18 protein-coding genes are annotated in these 20,045 nt (G+C 62.8%); all 18 read left to right on the top strand.

The window, feature by feature from the left end:
• Positions 1-192: 192 nt before the first annotated feature.
• Positions 193-1,062 (top strand): hypothetical protein, encoded by an 870-nt coding sequence (locus N551_RS0109470; RefSeq protein WP_155809574.1) that lies wholly within the window; start codon positions 193-195, stop codon positions 1,060-1,062.
• 75 nt (positions 1,063-1,137) lie between these two features.
• Positions 1,138-2,601 (top strand): DUF6418 domain-containing protein, encoded by a 1,464-nt coding sequence (locus N551_RS0109465; protein WP_027566775.1) that lies wholly within the window; start codon positions 1,138-1,140, stop codon positions 2,599-2,601.
• A 74-nt stretch (positions 2,602-2,675) separates the two neighbouring features.
• A complete protein-coding gene (locus N551_RS0109460) occupies positions 2,676-3,878 on the top strand; it encodes an HAD-IIIA family hydrolase (RefSeq protein ID WP_027566774.1) in 1,203 nt (400 codons plus the stop codon).
• Between the two features lie 132 nt (positions 3,879-4,010).
• Positions 4,011-5,030 (top strand): NAD-dependent 4,6-dehydratase LegB, encoded by a 1,020-nt coding sequence (locus tag N551_RS0109455; protein WP_027566773.1) that lies wholly within the window; start codon positions 4,011-4,013, stop codon positions 5,028-5,030.
• A gap of 4 nt (positions 5,031-5,034) precedes the next feature.
• Entirely contained in the window at positions 5,035-6,234 is a 1,200-nt protein-coding gene (locus N551_RS0109450; RefSeq protein ID WP_027566772.1) for a LegC family aminotransferase, read from the top strand.
• On the top strand, positions 6,227-7,396 hold the full coding sequence (gene neuC, locus N551_RS0109445) for a UDP-N-acetylglucosamine 2-epimerase (protein WP_027566771.1): 1,170 nt from the start codon (positions 6,227-6,229) through the stop codon (positions 7,394-7,396). Before N551_RS0109450 ends, neuC begins: the two co-directional genes overlap by 8 nt.
• Positions 7,393-8,460, top strand: coding sequence for an N-acetylneuraminate synthase (gene neuB, locus N551_RS0109440; protein ID WP_027566770.1), 1,068 nt, complete (start codon positions 7,393-7,395; stop codon positions 8,458-8,460). The genes neuC and neuB overlap by 4 nt, the downstream gene beginning before the upstream one ends.
• Entirely contained in the window at positions 8,457-9,455 is a 999-nt protein-coding gene (locus tag N551_RS35285) for a methionyl-tRNA formyltransferase (RefSeq protein WP_051462664.1), read from the top strand. The genes neuB and N551_RS35285 overlap by 4 nt, the downstream gene beginning before the upstream one ends.
• A gap of 84 nt (positions 9,456-9,539) precedes the next feature.
• Positions 9,540-10,586 carry a nucleotidyltransferase family protein gene (locus N551_RS0109430; protein WP_027566769.1) on the top strand — a complete coding sequence of 349 codons (1,047 nt, stop codon included), beginning with the start codon at positions 9,540-9,542 and terminating at the stop codon, positions 10,584-10,586.
• Positions 10,583-11,491: a Gfo/Idh/MocA family protein gene (locus tag N551_RS0109425; protein WP_027566768.1), complete on the top strand. Its 909-nt coding sequence runs from the start codon at positions 10,583-10,585 to the stop codon at positions 11,489-11,491. Before N551_RS0109430 ends, N551_RS0109425 begins: the two co-directional genes overlap by 4 nt.
• On the top strand, positions 11,488-12,204 hold the full coding sequence (locus tag N551_RS0109420) for a cytidylyltransferase domain-containing protein (RefSeq protein ID WP_027566767.1): 717 nt from the start codon (positions 11,488-11,490) through the stop codon (positions 12,202-12,204). The genes N551_RS0109425 and N551_RS0109420 overlap by 4 nt, the downstream gene beginning before the upstream one ends.
• Complete coding sequence (locus N551_RS0109415) at positions 12,201-13,019, top strand: SDR family oxidoreductase (RefSeq protein ID WP_245287751.1); 819 nt, start codon at positions 12,201-12,203, stop codon at positions 13,017-13,019. Before N551_RS0109420 ends, N551_RS0109415 begins: the two co-directional genes overlap by 4 nt.
• A 12-nt stretch (positions 13,020-13,031) precedes the next feature.
• The gene (locus N551_RS0109410) at positions 13,032-14,555 is read left to right on the top strand and encodes an oligosaccharide flippase family protein (RefSeq protein WP_027566765.1); all 1,524 of its coding nucleotides are present in this window, start codon (positions 13,032-13,034) and stop codon (positions 14,553-14,555) included.
• A gap of 24 nt (positions 14,556-14,579) precedes the next feature.
• Positions 14,580-15,464 (top strand): class I SAM-dependent methyltransferase, encoded by an 885-nt coding sequence (locus N551_RS0109405; RefSeq protein WP_027566764.1) that lies wholly within the window; start codon positions 14,580-14,582, stop codon positions 15,462-15,464.
• Positions 15,461-16,393: a hypothetical protein gene (locus N551_RS0109400; protein ID WP_051462662.1), complete on the top strand. Its 933-nt coding sequence runs from the start codon at positions 15,461-15,463 to the stop codon at positions 16,391-16,393. Before N551_RS0109405 ends, N551_RS0109400 begins: the two co-directional genes overlap by 4 nt.
• A 25-nt stretch (positions 16,394-16,418) precedes the next feature.
• Entirely contained in the window at positions 16,419-17,813 is a 1,395-nt protein-coding gene (locus tag N551_RS0109395) for a surface carbohydrate biosynthesis protein (RefSeq protein WP_027566762.1), read from the top strand.
• On the top strand, positions 17,810-19,213 hold the full coding sequence (locus N551_RS0109390; protein ID WP_027566761.1) for a capsule biosynthesis protein: 1,404 nt from the start codon (positions 17,810-17,812) through the stop codon (positions 19,211-19,213). The genes N551_RS0109395 and N551_RS0109390 overlap by 4 nt, the downstream gene beginning before the upstream one ends.
• Positions 19,214-19,221: 8 nt before the next feature.
• Positions 19,222-19,974, top strand: coding sequence for a glycosyltransferase family 2 protein (locus N551_RS0109385; protein WP_245287750.1), 753 nt, complete (start codon positions 19,222-19,224; stop codon positions 19,972-19,974).
• Positions 19,975-20,045: the final 71 nt, after the last annotated feature.

Below are 20,045 nucleotides of genomic sequence, written 5' to 3'. Positions count from 1 at the left end.
GGGCGGATATGAGCCCTGCTTGGCCAACCGTGACATTCACCCTGAAAATTGATGGTCTTCCATCAGCGAAACGGTTTACCGGAAAACGCCGGCCTCCCTAAGCTGCAAGGGACGGGTCGACCGGCATTGCCCCAGAGCCTGACCAAGGCTAGAAATTCGGGTAGGTGGGGCAACCAGTTCGACGGAAACATCGTGGACCAGAACGACACGGATTTGGCACCGGATGCGCGGAGTGTCGTCCAGTTCATTGCAAGGCGCGTCTGGGCCTTCAAATGGCTCATCGGATGCGCAGCGCTTGTTGTCGCCGCGCTGGTTTTTGCCTTCGACAGACCGTCCACGACGGAGGTCTGGACCGGCAAGTCAAAATTGACGATCGGAATGGCTCCGCCGCTCCCTTTCGTCTTGCAGAGGTCCGGGCCGCCGTTAGTCCCGCTTGAGGCTGCGCGGGGGCTGGTTGCGCGGATGTCAGCTCAGGACTTCAAGGACAAGGTCGTCAGTCGCGCGGCCTTCGATCCCAAAACGGCAAGCTCGTCCAAGGGCATGGTGGTCTCCAGCTTGCGCGGCATCGCTCTAGACAGCGGTCGCGACGTCGCCGTGGAACTTTCGGCGGGGTCGCCTGGAGACGTTCAGGCCGCGTTTGCGGCTCTTGCCGCCGAGATCGGCGAATTGCATGGCGAGCTTCTCAAGCGGTACCTGCAACCCCTGCGGGCCCAAATTGAGGACGCTAACGCACGGGTCGCGCTGATTGAGAAGGCCAACGAAAGTCTGAACGAACGCCTGCTGAGTGCCGAATCCAGTGACAGAAATCGTGCGGGGCTTGCCATCGTGACTCCGAGTATCACTGCGACACTCCCGGCCTGGGGGCAATTGAAAGATCTTATTCAAGTCGATGAGAATCTGTTACGTTTGACCGAACCTACGGTTGTATGGTCTGCTCCACCGATGGTGTCGATTGCCTCCCGCTCGGTCGGAACCTTGAGGCAGTCTCTCACGGCCGGTTTTCTTATGCTGGTCGCGATAGGCCTTCTTACCCTGGCCACAGGCCGGAGAGCAAAATCCTAAGCGTGGCGGGTTCTGACGATAATGGGATAGAGACTTCATTCGCAATGTTTCATCGGTCCCACCAGCAGACGCTCGATGCCGATTCCTGAACAGATCGCCGTAGCTTTGTCCGCAGGCGCCTTCTGCTTCTTGGTGCTTTTCCTGGCAGCCTGTCGGCCCGTCATTTTTCTGGGATTCTTCTTCATCCTGTTCACGCTCGTGTGGCGCACTGCGTCGATTGCCTTTATCGATCTGACCGGGCCCGTATGGTCGTCCCAGACCCATCGCTACATCGGGCCCGGCCTTGCGACCCCGCTGTACGTGCTGGCCTATTTTACGATCCTCGTGCCTTTTCTGATCGTGCTGCGGCCAAGTGCGATCAGGGCCTGGCCGGACGGGATCGATCGCCGGCAAGCCGCGCAGGGAATGCTGACGCTCTCGAGCTTGACCGTCGCCTTGTCGATGCTGTTTCTCGCCTATCTGTTTCTCGACATGTTGCGCCACGGCTCGATTCCGCTGTTCGCGCATATCGAGCGATATACCTACACGGCGGAACGCGCCGGCGCCGCTCACCGCTGGCTGACCAAATACGGCAGTTTCCTCGCATTCTGGTGGGGACTTATGTTTGCAGCGGAACGGCTGCGAAATGACAGGCTCGATCTCCGCTATCTGGGGCTGCTTGCGACCTTGCTTGGGTACATGTTTCTCGCCGGGAACCGGTTCTCCGCCTTCTATAGCCTGACGAGCTTTTTCATCATTCCGTTGGCGGCCGTCGTCGTACAGCAGGCGGCTGGGAGATCCGGCGCGCCGTTTCAATGGGTCGTGCGGATGTTTGGCAGGCGCGAAATTGCAATATTTGGCGCCGGCGCATTGCTCATTGTCGTGCTCGCCGCAAGCGCCATCTTCATCAATCTGGTCGGCGTGCGCGGGTACGAAGGCGACCAAGTCCTCTCCCAGTTCTGGGAACGCGTGCTGGTCCAGCCCAGCGAATTGGGCTGGATTTCCTACGAGCGCGTGTTCCTGCACGATCAATGGCATCCCGACACCGTCTATGACTTCCTGTTTCAGACCCCGCTAGATCCAAACAGGAACACAACGCCGCAATATCTGATGCTGCAAACCATCGGCGAGCCCCGCACATCCGAGCACTTGCGCGCTGGCGTCCAGCTTGCCGGAGGATTCCCGGAAATCTTTTTTGAATTGCTCGGCCCGATCTACGCATGGCCGTTTCTTCTGGGCTCAGGCTTCATCTCCGCCATGCTGACCGCGCTGATCGTGAAAGGCACGATCCAGGGGCGCTACACGTCGGCGTTTCTCGCGCTCTACGTGCTATTCGGTTTCGACGTGATGTATATCGGCGGCATGCTCAATTTCGTCATCGCGACGAGCTACTGGATCAAGATCGCGGCGCTTGCGATTGCGCTTCTCTTGGAAACGAGCCTAGCTGGTTCCGGACTACCTCTCCTGCCGTGGAGCATCGTTCCGATTCCTCGATCCGGCTGGCTTGTTGCCGCCTCCAGATCGATCCGATTGAGATTCCAACCCCAGCCAAGGCAATAGTCGTCTGAAATGACCGCAGCCCATCACGGATATCTCACGCCGGAGAAAGCCATTGTGTATCGCGGGGGCGCGACGTGTTGAGTCAGGCCGTCATCCTCGTCGGCGGGTTGGGGACACGGTTGGGCGATCGCACCAAGCTGGTGCCGAAGCCGATGCTGGATATCGGCGGACGCCCGTTTCTCGACACGCTGATCGACGAAATCGTACGCTATGGCGTTTTCGATGAAATTCTCCTGCTTGCGGGCCACAAGGCCGAGATCGTCGAGACGCACTACGCTGCGGCTGCCAAGGGCCCCGCGCGCATCATCGTATCACGCGAGACCGAGCCGCTCGGCACCGGTGGCGCGCTCGTGCATGCGCGCGATCTGCTGCACGACCAATTTCTGCTGCTCAACGGCGACTCGCTGTTCGACTTCAATCTGCTCGATCTGATCTCGCGCGCGCAGCATGGGCGTATTCACATGGCACTGCGCGACGGGGTCGTCGGGGATCGCTACGGGCGCGTCGTGCTCGAAGGTGACGTGGTGCGTGACTTCATCGCCCCGGGTGCGGGCGCGACGGGGCCGGTCAATGCGGGCATCTACGTCGTGGACAAGTCCGTTCTCGCCGACATCGCGACGCTTCCCGCCTCGCTCGAGCAGGACGTGTTCCCCGGCCTCGTCAAGTCCGGCGCACTGCGCGGCACGGCCTATCGCGGCTACTTCATCGACATCGGCGTTCCCGATGATTTCGCACGCGCCGATCGGGAATTGAGGGAGAAACTGCGCCGGCCAGCAGTGTTCTTCGACCGCGACGGCGTGCTCAACCACGATTCAGGATACACTTTCGAGACGCACAAGCTCGAATGGATCGAGGGCGCACGCGAGGCCGTGAAGGCCGTCAATGAGGCCGGCTACTTCGCCTTCGTCATCACCAATCAATCCGGCGTCGCACGCGGCTTCTACGAGGAGCGTCACGTCGTCACCCTGCACCGCTGGATGGCGGACCAGATGGCGCTGGTCGGCGCACATATCGACGCGTTCGAATATTGCCCCGATCACCCCGACGGCACCGTCGCGCACTATTGCCGCACGAGCGACCGGCGCAAGCCGGCGCCCGGTATGATCCACGACATCGCGCAGCGTTTCCCAATCGACATGACGCGCAGCATGGTGATCGGAGACAAGGACAGCGACATGGAGGCGGCGCAGGCCGCAGGCCTTGCGGGCCATCTGTTTTCCGGCGGGGATCTGGAAGCATTCGTGAAGCAGCGCCTGGTACCCGCCGGGAACGCCTAGAGCGGCGCCCAAAAGCGCTGCATCCCCGGGCATTTGACGGATATCGAACGGTGCTCTGTTGCACGCGACGGCCAGTGTGCTATAGCGCCATCTTGTTGCGAACACTGGCTTAATCGCCCTTTGGGGTCCGGCATGGCAGATCTGAGGGACGCCCGCGTCCTCGTTACCGGCAGCGATGGCTTCATCGGTTCGCATGTCGTCGAGGAACTGGTGAAAGCCGGTGCCCGCGTCAAGGCGATCGTCTATTACAACTCCTTCAATTCCTGGGGCTGGCTCGACACGGTGCCGGCCGACATCATGACGTCGGTGGAGGTCGTGGCCGGCGACATCCGCGATCCGCACTTCATGATCGCGGCCTCGAGCGGCTGCACCGACGTGCTGCATCTGGCGGCGTTGATCGCGATACCGTTCTCCTATGTCGCGCCCGACTCCTATGTCGAAACCAACGTGCGCGGCACCGTGAACGTGCTCCAGGCCGCGCGCATGGCCGGCGTGCGCCGCTTCGTGCAGACCTCGACCAGCGAGGTCTACGGCACGGCGCAGACCGTTCCAATCAAGGAGAGCCATCCGCTGGTCGGACAGTCGCCCTACTCCGCCTCGAAGATCGCCTCCGACCAGATGGCATTGTCATTCCAGGCTTCGTTCGGCATGCCCGTCGTGGTAATCCGCCCGTTCAACACCTTTGGCCCGCGGCAGTCGGCACGCGCGGTGATCCCGGCGATCATCAGCCAGATTGCGACCGGCAAGCGGAACATCCGCCTCGGTGCCGTCAGCCCGACGCGCGATTTCTCGTTCGTCACCGACACCGCGCGCGGCCTGATCGCGGGCCTTACGGCGCCTGCGGAGCAGGTCGTCGGCCAGACCATCAATCTCGGCAGCGGTTTTGAGATAGCGGTCGGCGCGACCGCGCAGATGATCGCCGATGTCATGGGGACAACCATCGAAATCGAGACCGACGAGGCGCGCCTGCGTCCCGCCAACAGCGAGGTCGAACGGCTTTGGGCCGACAATTCCAAGGCACGCCAGCAGCTTGGCTGGAGCCCTGAATTCGGCGGCGTCGACGGCATGCGCCGGGGGATGATCAAGACTGTCGAGTGGTTCACCAATCCTGCAAACCTCAGCCGCTACAAGGCTGACGTCTACAACGTCTGAGGCGATGGTGGACACTCCCGTAACCAGGTCAGACTTCGAACCCACGACCATCGTCGATGCCGTACGGCGCGCTGTGGGAACCCCCAACGGAATTCTCGGCCTGCACGAGCCGGTATTCGCGGGCAACGAGATCGCCTATCTCGAAGAGTGCATCAAGAGCACCTTCGTCTCCTCGGTCGGGCCGTTCGTCGATCGGTTCGAGCGCATGCTGGAGGAGGTCACCGGCGCCAAACGCGCGGTGGCCGTCGTCAACGGCACGGCCGCGCTGCATGCCTGCTTCCGCCTCGCCGGCGTCGAGCCCGGCGACGAGGTCATTTCGCCGGCGCTGACTTTCATCGCGACGACCAATGCGATAGTCTATTGCGGCGCGACGCCGCATTTCGTCGACAGCTCTCTCGTCACCCTGGGCATGGATGCTCGCGCACTCGCCACGCGGCTCGACGAGATCGCCCAGCGGACGGCCAAGGGCGCAGTCAATCGCGAAACCGGACGCCGCATCGCCGCGATCACGCCGATGCACACGTTCGGGCATCCGGTCGAGCTCGACGAGATTACCGCGACCGCCCGTGACTGGGGCATTGCGCTCGTGGAGGACGCCGCAGAATCGCTGGGCTCGACCTACAAGGGTCACGCGGTCGGATCGCAGACACGGCTCGCGGCACTGAGCTTCAACGGCAACAAGATCGTCACCACCGGCGGCGGCGGCGCTATCCTCACCAATGATGAGGAACTGGGGCGCCGCGCCAAGCATCTCACCACCACCGCGAAGCTGCCGCACAAATGGGCGTTCGTGCATGACGAGATCGGTTTCAACTACCGCCTGCCGAATTTGAATGCGGCGCTCGGCTGCGCCCAGCTCGAGCAGCTCGACGGTTTTTTGGCGAGCAAGCGCAAGCTTGCCTTGGCCTATGAACGCGCCTTCGCGGATACTCCCGGAATCCGCTTCTCGCGCGAGCCAAAGGACACCACGAGCAATTACTGGCTGAACGCAATCCTGCTCGACGAGGCCCATGCGGAGCGGCGCGACGAGGTCCTCGCCGCGCTCAACGACGCCGGTTTTGGCGCACGTCCGGCCTGGACGTTGATGCACAAGCTGCCGATGTTCGCGCAAAGTCCCCGCGGCGATCTCGGCACTGCCGAATCGATCGAGCGCCGCCTGATCAACCTTCCCTCCAGCGCCAGCATCCGGGCCCGCGATGAGTAAACCAAGCCGCAAGATCTGCTTCGTCACGGGCAGCCGGGCCGATTTCGGCCTCATCATCTGGCCGATGCGGGCGATCCGCGAAACAGCCGGACTGACGCTTCAGCTCATTGCCACCGGCATGCACCTGTCGCCCGAGTTCGGCTACACCATCGACAACATCCGCGATGAAGGATTCGACGTCGACGAGAGCGTCGAGACGCTGCTCTCGAGCGATTCCGGCGTCGGCGTCGCCAAGTCGGTCGGACTTGGCGTAATCGGATTTGCCGACGCCTTCGCTCGGCTGAAACCGGACCTTGTTGTCGTCCTCGGCGACCGATACGAGACCTTTGCGGCCGCCCAAGCGGCGATGTTCATGCGGCTGCCAATGGCGCATCTGTTCGGCGGCGACGTCACCGAAGGCGCCGTCGATGAATCCATCCGTCACGCCATCAGCAAGATGTCGCATCTGCATTTTGCGACCAACGCCGATTCGGCCCGGCGACTGACCCGCCTCGGCGAAGACCCGGCACGCGTCTTCACAGTCGGCTCGCCCGGTATCGATTCGATCAAGCGCCTCCAGCTGATGGATCGCGAGACCCTCGGCCGCGAGGTCGGGATGAAGCTTGGCAAGCGCAACGTGCTGGTCACGTTCCACCCCGTTACAGTCGAGATGGATCGCTCCGTCGGCGCGCTGGACGAATTGTTCGCGGCGCTCGCAGAACTCGATCCCGAATTCAGCCTGTTTTTCACGCTCGCCAATGCCGATGCGGAAGGCCGCGCGCTCAACGAACGCATCAAGGCCTTCGTCGCCGGCCGGCCGAACGCCATCGCGGTCGCCTCCCTCGGTCAGCTTCGCTACATCAGCCTGATGAACCAGGCGGATGTGGTCGTCGGCAACTCATCCAGCGGCATCTATGAAGCGCCGTCGCTCAACGTTCCGACCGTCGACATCGGCGACCGGCAGAAGGGACGCGAACGCGCCAGCTCCGTGTTCCACGCCGCGCCTGATCGCGCATCGATTTCAGCGGCAATCGCCGGTGCGCTCGCGCGCGGACGGCAGCCGACGATCAGCCCCTACGGCGACGGCGAGACCAGTCGCCGCGTCGCCGACAAGATCACCGCGATTCCCAACTTCAACGCACTGCTGAAGAAGGGCTTTTACGACGGCGAGGCCGCGACATGACGCGCACGCTCATCATCGCCGAAGCCGGCGTCAATCATTCCGGCAGCCTGGAGACTGCTCTTGCCCTCGTCGATGCGGCCGCTGATGCCGGCGCCGACATCGTCAAGTTCCAGACCTTCAACGCCAACTCGCTCGCAGGCCGGAGCGCACGCAAGGCCGACTATCAGCAGCGCACGACAGATGTTGCTGAGAGCCAGCGCGCGATGCTGAAGCGGCTCGAATTACCGCATTCGGCGCATCCGCCGCTGATCGCCCACGCCAAGGAACGCCGCATCGAATTTCTATCGACGCCGTTCGATCATCAATCGCTGAACTACCTGCTTACGCTCGGCCTGCCCCGGATCAAGATTGGTTCGGGCGATTTGACCAACGCGCCGCTGTTACATGCGATCGCGAGCGCCGACATGCCGCTGATCCTATCGACCGGCATGGCCACGCTGATCGAGGTCGAGGAGGCGCTCGGGGTGCTCGCGCATGGCTACAGCCGCAGCAATACGCCGCCTGGCGTTGCCGCCTTCCGTGCCGCCTGGCGCGACGCCGAAGCCCGCGCGCTATTGTCCGAGCGCGTCAGCCTGCTTCACTGCACGACCGAGTATCCCTGCCCGCCCGAGGACGTGAACCTTGATGCGATGCAGACGATGCGGACCGCCTTCCGCCTTCCGGTCGGTTATTCCGATCACACCGACGGCATCGAGATCTCGCTCGCGGCGGTGGCGATGGGCGCCTCGATCATCGAGAAGCATCTCACCCTCGACCGCAACGCGGAAGGGCCGGATCATGCCGCCTCCCTCGAGCCCGGCGATCTCAAGCGTATGGTCTCCGCCATCCGCCGGATCGAGCAGGCGCGCGGCGACGGCATCAAGACCCCGAGAAATTCCGAGATCAAGAACATCGACATCGCGCGCAAGAGCATCGTGGCCGCGCGCTCGTTGAAGAGCGGCGAGGTGCTGCGCCCCGAGGACCTCACCTGCAAGCGGCCAGGCTCCGGCCGGCCGCCGATCGAATATTGGTCGCTGCTTGGCACGACGACCACCCGTCCATTTGACGAGGAAGACCCGCTATGAGGATCGGCTATTTCGGCGACGGCGTCTGGGCACAGCGCGCCCTCGCCCGGCTGATCGACGATGCCCGCTACACCATCGTCTTCGTGGCGGTGCGCGCGTCCAGTCCCGACTCGACGCTTCTCGCGCTTGCAGAAGCTAGGGGCATTCCGGTGCTACGCCCGAAGGCCATCAACGCGCCGGAGAGCCTTGCCAAGATCGCAGAATTCGCGGCCGAACTTCACGTCTCGATGTCCTACGACCAGATTCTCCGCGAGCCAATTCTGGCGCTGCCGCCGCGCGGCACGCTCAATTGTCACGCCGGTGCGTTGCCGTTCTATCGCGGCCGCAATCCGTTGACCTGGGCGCTGATCAACGGCGAGACCGAATTCGGCATCACGGTTCACTGGGTCGATCTCGGCATCGATACCGGCGACATCGTACGGCAGATCAAGGTGCCGATCTCCGCGACCGACACCTATGCGACGCTGCTCAAGACCGCCGAGACGCTTTGCGCCGTCACGCTGGTCGAAGCGATCTCCGACGTCTCTGAACGCACTGACAAGCGCATCGTGCAGTCCTCGATCGATCCTGTCGGTCTTTATTGCTGCCGGCGCAGGGAGGGCGACGAGGAGATTGACTGGACCTCGAGCAGCGCCGCGCTCGAACGGTTCGTCCGTGCGCTGGTGCCGCCCGGCCCCGGCGCCCGCACGATCTGGAAAGATAAGTCCTACGCCCTCCTCACGGCCGAGTTGATACCCGGTGCCAGGTCCTATGTCGGCGTACCCGGCGAGGTGATCGGCAGGGACAGCGCGGGGATCCTGGTCAAGACCGGCGACAACCTCATCCGGATCACGCGCTGGGCGTTGGTCGGAACCGGCGGCGCCCTTGGCACCGCCCTGATTCCAGATGCCGCGCGCGGCAGCCGGCTCGGCCGCAATCTCAAGGCCGAACTGGCAAAGGCCGAAGCGAAATTGGCGGTTCTGGAGGCCAAATTGGGCCCCGACCGCGGGGATTGACGTCCCCCTTCGCACCCGCGATATAGCTGCTTTCTGATCGGGTGCGCGCCAGCACAGGCGCGGCCGCCCGCGAGGTCCACCATCATGAAGTCCTGGCAAAAAGCCGTCGTTGGAACAGAAGCCACGCTGAGCGAAGCCATTGCCGCCATCGAGAGCGGCAGCATCCAGATCGCGCTGGTCCTCGACGACGGCAGGCTCACCGGCATCGTCACTGACGGCGACATAAGGCGCGGGTTGTTGCGCGGCATCCCGCTGAGCGGCCGCGCGATCGACGTGATGAACCCGAGCCCGGTGTCGGCTTCCGTCACCCTGCCACGCGACGAGCGCTTGGGCCTGATGCGGCAGAAATCGATCAAGCAGCTTCCGCTGATCGATGCCAACGGCAAAGTCATCGGCGTCGAAACCTTCGACGAACTGCTCGAGGTCCCGCAATACGAAAATCCAGTGCTGATCATGGCCGGCGGGCTCGGCGAGCGCCTGGGTGTGCTGACGCGAGAGGTGCCGAAGCCGATGCTTCACGTCGGCGGCCGGCCGCTGCTCGAAACCATCGTGCGCAATTTCGTGCAGCAGGGCTTCCGCAACATCTTCATATCGGTGAACTATAAAGCCGAGATGATCCAGAATTATTTCGGTGACGGCGCCACCTTCGGCGCGACCATCCGCTACATCCACGAAACTGAGCGTCTCGGCACCGCGGGCGCGCTTGGTCTTTTTTCCTCGTCGCCTGATCTGCCCCTGGTCGTGACCAATGGCGACATTCTGACGACCATCAATTATGGCGCGCTGCTCGACTTCCACAACGCGACCCCGGCAGAAGCCACGATGGCCGTGCGCGAGCACAAGGTCCATGTTCCCTACGGCGTCGTGACCGCGTCGGAAGGATATCTCCAGGTCATCCGGGAAAAGCCGACCGAGAGCTGGTTCGTGAGCGCCGGCATCTACGTGATCGGCCCCAACGTGTTCCAGCTCGTCGACCGCGGCATCAAGATCGACATGCCGGCGGTTTTGGAACGTATCGTCGCGAGTGAGGGCCGCGTCGCGGTGTATCCGATCCGGGAGTACTGGCTCGACATCGGCCGGGTCGAGGATTTCGAGCAGGCGCACGCCGAGTTTCACGAGGTCTTCCAGTGAGCCCGGCCAGCGCAGTCGTTGTCGGTCTCGGCTCGATCGGAACGCGACATGCGCGAGTGCTCTGCGATCTCGGTCTCTCGGTAGCAACCGTCAGCCGCCGTGGCGGCGGAAATCACGGCAGCATTGGCGAAGCGCTTTCACGCGGGCAAGTCGACTATGTCGTCATCGCCACCGAAACCGCGCGGCATGTCGAGGCGCTGCGCGAACTTGCGAATGCTGACTTTCGTGGAACGGTTCTGGTGGAAAAGCCGATGCTAGCAAGGCCTGAGCCGCTGCCAGCCTTCCCTTTCGCAAAGCTGTTCGTCGCCTACAATCTGCGCTTCCATCCGGTGATGGCTGCGCTCGCGCGGCACCTTGAAGGACGCCCCGCGATCACCGTTTCGGCCTATGTCGGGCAGGATATTCGGGATTGGCGGCCCGGTCGTGACCATCGCGCCACCGCCTCATCGACGGTAGATGCCGGCGGCGGGGTGCTGCGCGACCTGAGCCACGAGCTCGACTATTTGCTCTGGCTGTTCGGACCGTGGCAACGCGTCGCTGCGCTCGGCGGGGCATCCGGAGCCCGCGATCTCGAGGTCGACGATCACCTTGCGCTGCTGATGGAGATGGCCCGAGCGCAGGTCGTGCAGGTTCATCTCGACTATCTCGACCGCGCGGGCCTGCGCCGGATTCGCATCAATCTTTCCGACGAGACGGTCGAAGCCGACCTCGTCGGCGGCAGCCTGTCCATCAATGGCGTCGCCACGCAATATGCGAATGAACGCGATGTGAGCTACCGGGCGATGCATCTGGCGGCTCTGAGTGGCAACGGTCCGGTCTGCTCGTTCACCGAAGGCATGGCCGTGATGGATTTGATTGACGCGAGCGAGCGCGCCCTGCATTCGAGGAGCTGGATTTCAGCATGAACCTGTTCTGTACGATGTGCGCGCGTGGCGGCTCCAAGGGCGTTGCGGGAAAGAACGGTCGCGATCTTCTCGGCAAGCCGCTGCTCGCCTGGAGCATCGCGCAGGCGCGCGAGACCGACCTGTTTTCGACCATCGCCTTCAGCAGCGATTCCGATGCGTTACTAGAGACGGCGATCCGCGCAGGCGCCGATCTGGCCGTCAAGCGTCCAGACGAGATGGCGACCGACGCGGCGCCGAAAATCCCCGCGATCCGTCACTGCCTCGAGCAGGCCATGGCACACACCGGGCAGACGCCCGACATCCTCGTCGACCTCGACGTGACCTCGCCTCTGCGGCTCGCCTCCGACATCGTCGGCGCCGTGGATTTGTTGCGCAGTTCCGGCGCGCCCAGCGTCATCACCGGCGCACCCGCCCGGCGCTCGCCCTATTTCAACTTGGTCGAGGAGCGCAAGGACGGCACCGTCGGCCTGTCAAAAGTTGCCGATCCGCCGATCGTACGACGGCAGGACAGCCCGCGCTGCTTCGACATGAACGCCTCGATCTACGTCTGGCGCGTCGCTCGATTCCTCGATGAGCCGGCGGTTTTCTATCCGGATACCCGACTGTTCGAGATGCCGGAAGAACGTTCAGTCGACATCGACTCCGAGGTCGACTTCACACTGGTTGAGCTCCTGCTCCGTCGACGGCAGGGGCTCCAGGGATCATCATCATGACGAGCTTCAAGGCGCTGTTCGATCTTACCGGCCGCACTGCTGTCGTCACCGGCGGCTGCGGCATCCTCGGCCGTCGCTTCGCCGAGGGCCTCGCCGAGTTCGGTGCCAATGTCGCGATTGTCGATCTCGACCAGGCCGCGACCGATGCGGCGGCGGCCGACGTCGCGTCACGCCATGCCGTCCGCGCCACGGGTTATGGCTGCGACATCACCCAGCCCGACGCGGTACGCAGCACCGCCGATGCGATCGAAGCCGACCTCGGACCGGTCTCGATCCTGCTCAACAATGCCGCGAGCAAGACCCGCGACATCGACGCTTTCTTCGCGCCCGTCGAGAAGTTTTCGTTGGAGACCTGGCGTGAGATCATGGCGGTCAATCTCGACGGCATGTTCAACATCGCCCAGGCCTTCGGCGGTCGAATGGCTGAACGCGGCTACGGGGCTATCGTGCAGACCGCCTCGATCTACGGCCTGATGGCGCCCGACCAGCGCATCTACGAAGGCTCCGAATATCTCGGCCGCGCCATCAACACGCCCGCCGTGTACACGGCGTCCAAGGCCGGCGTCATCGGACTGACCAAGCATCTGGCGACCTACTGGGCGGCGAAAGGCGTTCGCGTCAACACGCTCACCCCGGGCGGGGTCGAGAGCGGGCAAAACGAAACCTTCAAGGCGCGCTATGGTGCCCGCATTCCGCTCGGCCGGATGGCCCGCGCGGACGAGATGGTGGGCGCAATGCTGTTCCTGGTGTCCGATGCGGCATCCTACGTCACCGGACAGAACGTCGCCGTCGACGGCGGGTTGAGTTCCTGGTGATATAATACCGCAATGATCAAGCGCCTGATCCACAACACCCTGATCTCGATCATCGCCTTCGGCGGCGCCGCCGTGCTCGGCCTCGTCGTCATTCCCGTGATCCTCCGCACGTGGGGCGTGACCGAGTTCGGTCTCATAGTGCTCGCACGGCTGCTTCTGCCGACCGGAATGATGGCCGTGTTCGATCTCGGTCTTTCGGAGGTGGCCACTCAGACGGTCGCGCGGGGCCGGGAGCATCGCGATTGGGCCCTGGCTGCCCGGCAACTCACCTTTCTAAGCGTGGTCTCGATCTTGTTAGCGCTGAGTCTGAGCGCCGCGATCTGGATCGGAGTTCCGCATCTTGCAATGTTGATGAAGGTGGACGCCGCTCACTTCGAGGCGTTCGTCAGTATACTCCGCTTCACTGCACTCGGGAATCTGATCCTTATCCCGGCCCTGGTGTGGGAAGGGATCATCAAGGGTTTCGAACGCTACAATCTGTTGCGGGTGACGGAGGTTACTTCGACCGTCGCCTATGTGGGCCTGACAATATTGGCCTCCTATAGGTCTGTTGGCTTCGAGGTCGTCGCCTATATCTATCTCGCCACGCTTATCGGCCGCGCGCTCGTGGTGCTCCTCGGTGCCGCGATCGCGCTGGGGCGAAAGAACACGCGTTTCTCATCATGGACTTCCGACATTCGCCGCGACCTTCTGCACCGTTGTATGCTCCTTCTGCAGGGCCGGTTGATCGGCGGCATTTCCGGCCCCCTCCAACCATTGGTGGTCGGGTTCCTATTCGGCCCAACGGGCGTCGGCACTTACGATGCGCTGGTGCGGCTTTCGCGCGTATCCAGGACCGTGGTCAGCCTACTCACCTCGGCACTACTTCCGGTAGCGAGCCGTCTCGACGAGCGCGGCAGCTCGACAACGTTTCAAAGGCTGGGTGAACTCGGTCTTATTCTGCTGCCCATGTTTACGGTACCCCTCTTCGCAGCCGCCGCCATCCTGTCGCCGGACATCCTGCGAATTTGGATCGGTCCGCTTCTGACGCCCTACTCCACCTGGATGGGCGTGAGTTTCGTGGCTCCGATCTGTGCCCAATACATTGCGATTGGCAGCTTGATTTTTCTGACGCGCCCGGAGATCCAGGCACGGCTCAATATGCTCATGGGCCTTCAGCTGCTGATATGGGCGGTCGTATCTGCCGCAACGCTGCACCTGTTCGCCGAGCGGGCCTTGATTTTGGGCCAAGCCGTGGCCAACGTGTTGGTCCTGCCGCTGCAACTCAGCCAGCTGCGTAGTGCGCTTGATCTCAACCTAGAACGCTTTGCAAAAGCGATCGGAACTCAGGCGGCCATCATGGTCGTCGGCAGCGTTTGTCTTTGGATAATTGCAGGTTACATTCAGTTTGACAGCGTGCTAAGGCTCACCCTCGGTTCCGGGGTGTTCTGCATCATCGTATGGATCTTACAATATTTCCTGGTTCTCGAAAAACGCCACCGCACCATCTTTCTTGCCATGGGCCAATTGATGGGACTGGTGCCCAAGAGCATTTGAACGGACATTCGCCGGATCGATGGAATGAGCACGACGGGCGCAAACAACATCAGCCTGCAACGCTTCGCTAAGGCGTCCCTGGCGGACCGCGCGACGACTTATGCATTAGACGCGGTCAGGAGCATTGGTCGTCTTGTCATGCGACGCGTGAAGCGGACCGCCGATGTCGTCAATTCGGAATACAACCTGCTGATCTGGCAAAGGGTGCTTACGGCCAGAGCGTGGACCAAGACGAACGATCTGAGCGAGTTTCTGATTCCTCCAAATACGGCGCAAGAACTCCGCAAAGTCGACAATCAGATCTGCAGGATTGCGGCTCAAGACTATTATCGATATCGCGCAAAGGCGTTGGGCGAGCTGATCGCGCGACACGCGGACTCGAAGCGGATCGTCGAGCTTGGTACCGGCTACGGCTATAATCTTTTTTCACTCCATCTCGATCATCCGGAGTGGACCTTCAAGGGTTTTGACATTGCCCCGAACGGTATCGCCACCGGCCGCGAGGTCGCCGCGCATTTTGGCCTCTCGGACAAGGTCGCGCTCGATCGGATAGATCTGACGGATGCATCCGATATCAACTTCGCAGCAATCGAGGGCGAAGTTGTATTTACCTATTTCTGCATCGAGCAGATTCCCTATGACGTTCGCAAGGTGGTTGACAACATCATTGCCGCCAGGCCGAAGCGCGTCATCAACATTGAACCGACGACCGAGCTTCTCAACCTGGCCGACCCGCGGGATATCGTCAGCTTCCTCTATATCCGGTCAGTCGACTACCAGACGCAGCTGTTCTCCACGCTTGACGAATATGAGCGCCAGGGCCGCATCCGCATTCTGGCGCGCGAGCGGATGCCGTTCGCTCCGTCGATCCACAACGATGGCTTTTTGTTTTGCTGGGAGCCAACATGACAGTCGTGAACGCCACTACCAAGCGCCCTCTTCCCAACAAGCAGAAGATCAGCCAGTTCCGCCGCCTACTGTGGCACTTTAATCGGACTGATCTCGGCTGGGTTACCAAAGCGGCCCTGAGCAGCCTGCAACCGGGCGCGCGCGCCAAACGGGTCGCGCTCTTGAAACAGCTTCCCTCGAAGCCGGAATGGAGCGCGGCGAGCCGTCAGCTCGCAGAGGACGGCTATGTCGACGTATCCTCGCTGATGGAGCGCAGCCTTGCGGAAGCCGTCGCTGCGGTTTCGGAAAGCAAGGTGAGCCGGCTCAACGAACTCTCCGGCAAGCAGCAGCTTGGACACAAATCGTTCTGGGTTAGCCTCCTGGATGAGGATCTCGTCGACGGCGCGTTCGCGACCGACCATCCCTTTGTGCGCTATGCGCTACAGCCCGCGGCACTTCGCATCATCGGCGATTTCATGCACGATTTGCCGCAGCTCTCCGACGTGCTGCTGACCCTGTCACAGCCGACCCCAAGCCAGAGCCTGAGCTATTCGCAACTCTGGCACCTCGATCACGACGACAAGCGCGTCTGCAAGCTTTTCATCTATCTGACGGATGTCCGCGACACCGCCGACGGCCCGTTCACCTTCATTCCGGCAGGCCCTTCCAAACCGTTCCGCAACACGCTGAAGAGCCACATGAACGACCAACAGGTGTTCGCCAAGACCGGGCCCGATGCGGTGAAGGAGATGGTGGCGCCGCGCCTGTCGTCGTTCATCGTCAATACGGCCCGCTGTCTGCATATGGGCAGCCGGATTCAGTCCGATCGCAATCGCCTGCTCTATACCGCAACCTATATTCAGCAGCCGCGCATCTATCCCGAACCAGCTCCGCGCTTCCGGGCAGCCGGGCCGCTCACGGATATCGATCGCGCCGTGATGCGCCTCTGAATCGGGTCTGCCGGGAGCCACGATCTTGCGCATAGGCCTGGTGGTCGATCACCCCAAGCGTGACCTGCCGGGGGCAGTCATGCTCGGTTATCAACTCGCGCGGCGCGGCGCCTCCGTCGTGCTGGTGCCGATGTACGAGCAGGCGGTCGATGTGCCGCGGCTCGGGCTCGACGCCCTGGTCGTCAACTACGCACGCCCGGTCAATCTCGACCTGATGCGCAGCTTTGCCAAAGCCGGCCTCGCGCTGTACGTGCTCGACACCGAAGGCGGAGTGCTCGCAGAAAAGGGCGGCAACTCTCCGCCGGCGATGGCCGCGCACGTCAAGGACAGTGGCTACGCCGACATCCTGGCGGGCTATTTCTTCTGGGGCAGCCGGTTGTACGACGCGTTCCTGGCGGCCGGAACCATGCCGCCGGAGCAGCTTCACCTCACCGGTTGCCCGCGCTTCGATTTTGCAGCTTCACGCTGGCGCGCGCTGCTCGACGGCGAACCGCGCGGCTATCTGCTCGTCAACGCCAACTTCCCGCTGGTCAATTCGCGCTTCACCGGCAAGCCGGGCGGGGAGCGCGAGGCGATGGTGCGGTCCGGTTGGAACGGCGACTATGTCGATCGCTTCATCGCGGATTTGAAGCAGGTCTTCACGAACTATCTCTCCGAGATCGAGCGGCTCGCCGCAGCGCGGCCCGACCGCAAAATCCTGGTGCGTCCGCATCCCTTCGAGAGCGAGGACGTCTATCGCAACGCGCTCTCGCGCCATGCCAACGTCGTGATCGACGGCACCGGCAGCGTGCTCGACCGCATCCGCAACGCGGCCGCGATCATCCATCTCAACTGCGGGACGGCCGTCGAATCGGTATTGCTCGGAAAGCTGCCGCTCCAGCTCGAATATCTGAACACACCGATCACCGCTGGCCATGCCGGGCTGCCAGCTCGCGTGAGCCGTCAAGTGTCTTCGTTCGATGATCTGCTTGGCGCAATCGACCATCTCGAGCGCGAGACCGCGACCTTCGATTTCGCCCGAGTTCACGCCGCCGACATCGAGGCTTTCTTCCATCATAACGACGGACAGGCGGCCGATCGGGTCGCCGATGTCCTGATTCGCGTGCAAGGCTCGCGGCGACCCTACGTGTCTCTGCTTGCGACCGTGAAGGGCACGCGCGCCAAGCCGAGCTTCGGTCAGATCGTCAAGGGCGCCGCGAGCGCCGCGTTTGGCTCGGCCGTCACCGAGCGGCTGCGCAGCCGGTTCAATCCGGCCCGGCGCGACAAGCGGATCGAGCCCGCCTTCGTCAAAGCCTTGCTTCAGCGGATCGCAACTCATGATCGCGCGAGCCCGTTGCAATTCAGAGCGCGACGCGCGCGTTGCGCGACGACAGGCTTGCCGCTCGCGAGCGTTGCGATCGACCAGGCCCTAGAGCAATGACCACATCCGCAAAGACCGTTCTCATCACCACGCTCGCCGAATACCAGACCCGGTTCTGGATTCCGGTCGCGCAACGTTTGCGCGCGGCTGGCCATGATGTCGAATTGCTCGCCTTCGACGATCGCAGCGCGGAGATTTCGGCCGCTGCAGGCGTGCCGGTTACGAACATGTACCGCGAGGGCCTCAAGGCCGGGCCTGCACCCGACGACCGCAAGGCGTTCGATGCGCGCGTCGCTGCGTACGGACTCGACGGGACCAATTTCCTGTTCAGTCATGAACGTTTCACTTTCGGCATCCGCGATACGGCCGCGCTGCGCCGGCGGTTCATGATCTACGCCAACGCCATGGAGGCGCTGCTCGACCGGCTGGAGGCGCAAGGCACGCGCGCCGAACTGGTGCAGGAGCTCGGCGGCTTTCTCTCCGTCATCGCGAGCTTCTACGCCGCAAGACGCCGCAATATCCGCAACTGGTTCATCGAGCCGTCGTTCTTCCGCGGCCGCATGTATTTTACGCCCGACAGCCTCGCAGCGCCAGACGTGATGGCGACGCCGGCAGACACGGTGTCATCAGAGGTGCGCGCCTATCTGGACGACACGCTGACGCAGCGTGCCATCGTCATCCCCAAGAAGGACCAGCACCATTATTCGGCGGCCTTCAAGAAGGTCGTGAACCTGCGCAATGCCCACCGTCTCGTCGAAAAACTCTGGGACCAGTTTGCGCTCGGCAAGCACCAGGAGTTCGGGCACAATCTGCGCCACGCGCGTGTTCATGCGGCCATGGCGCTCAACGCGACACGACTGCGCAAGCTCTATCGTCCGGTTCCTGAAACGCCCTTCGTCTACTACCCTTTCCACGTCCCGGCCGACATGGCGCTGACGTTGCGCTCGCCGGATTATCTCGACCAGGTGGCCACGGTCGACTTCCTGCTGCGCACGATTCCGGATTCGCATGTGCTCGTGGTCAAGGAACATCCCGCCCAGATCGGCGCGATCGCAGCTTCGCGCCTGTTCGAGCTCGCGCGCCGGTTCGACAATTTCGTGCTGCTGCCGCCGCAGACCAACAACTACACCGTGCTCGATCGCGCTGACGCCGTCATCTCCGTCAACAGCAAGTCGGGCGCCGAAGCACTGCTGCTCGGCAAGCCGGTCGTGGTGATGGGCGATGCGTTCTACCGCTCCTGCCCGCTGGTGTATGCGGTCGACCGCCTGGCCGATGTGCCGGCACGACTGCGCGAAGCGCTCTCCGCCGGGCCATTCGATCCGGCCAGGGGTGCAGCCTATTTCGAGTCTGCCTGGCGCCGGTCTTATCCGGGCGAGCTTTATGTCGGCGATCCCAAGCTGCTCGACACGTTTGCCGCCTCCGTGTGCGCGGCAATCGCCGCGCCGGCCCGCGCGAACTGAACGGATCCATGATGCCGCTGGTCTCGATCATCACCCCCTCCTGGAACGTCGAAGGCCTGATCGAGGAAACGATCCGCTCGGTGCAGGACCAGACGTTCGCCGATTGGGAGCTCTTGATCGCCGACGACTGCTCGACCGACAGGACGCCGGCGATCATCGCAGCGATCGGCGAGCGCGATTCCCGCGTCAAGCTGATCCGGCAGGCCCGAAATGGCGGTCCGGCGCTCGCCCGCCAAGCCTCGATTGATGCCGCGCAGGGCCGCTATCTCGCCTTCCTCGACAGCGACGATCTGTGGCTGCCAGGCAAGCTCGAACGCCAGCTCGCCTTCGCCCGCGAGAAGCAGGCTGCCCTCAGCTACACCGCCTTCCGCCGCATCAACGAGAGCAACACGATCACCGGCCGCCTGATCGAGGTGCCGGCCTCGCTCACCTATGACCAGCTCCTTGAGAACACCGCGATCGCTACTCTGACTGCGATGGTCGACCGCGAGATCGCCGGACCCATCGTGATGAGGAACGAGGGCTACGATGATTTCTGCCTTTGGCTCTCGATCCTCAAGCGCGGCCATACCGCCTACGGCCTCAACGAGGACCTTGCGCGCTACCGCGTCAGGGGCTCTTCGGTCTCCAGCCGCCCGGCGCGTTCCGCCAAATGGGTCTGGCAGATCTACCGCAATGTCGAACAGCTCTCCCTGATCAGATCGGCCTGGTGCTTTGCCCATTGGAGTGCGCGCGCCTGGCTGAAACGGCGGCAGTTCTAGCCGGTGCCCTGCCAAGCGCCCCACAAAAACAGCGAAAACAACCCCATGCAAAGTACAGGTATTTAAATACC

It is taken from the genome of Bradyrhizobium sp. URHA0013 (assembly GCF_000518345.1).
Lineage (GTDB): Bacteria > Pseudomonadota > Alphaproteobacteria > Rhizobiales > Xanthobacteraceae > Bradyrhizobium.
This window is presented reverse-complemented; position numbering and strand designations above follow the sequence as displayed.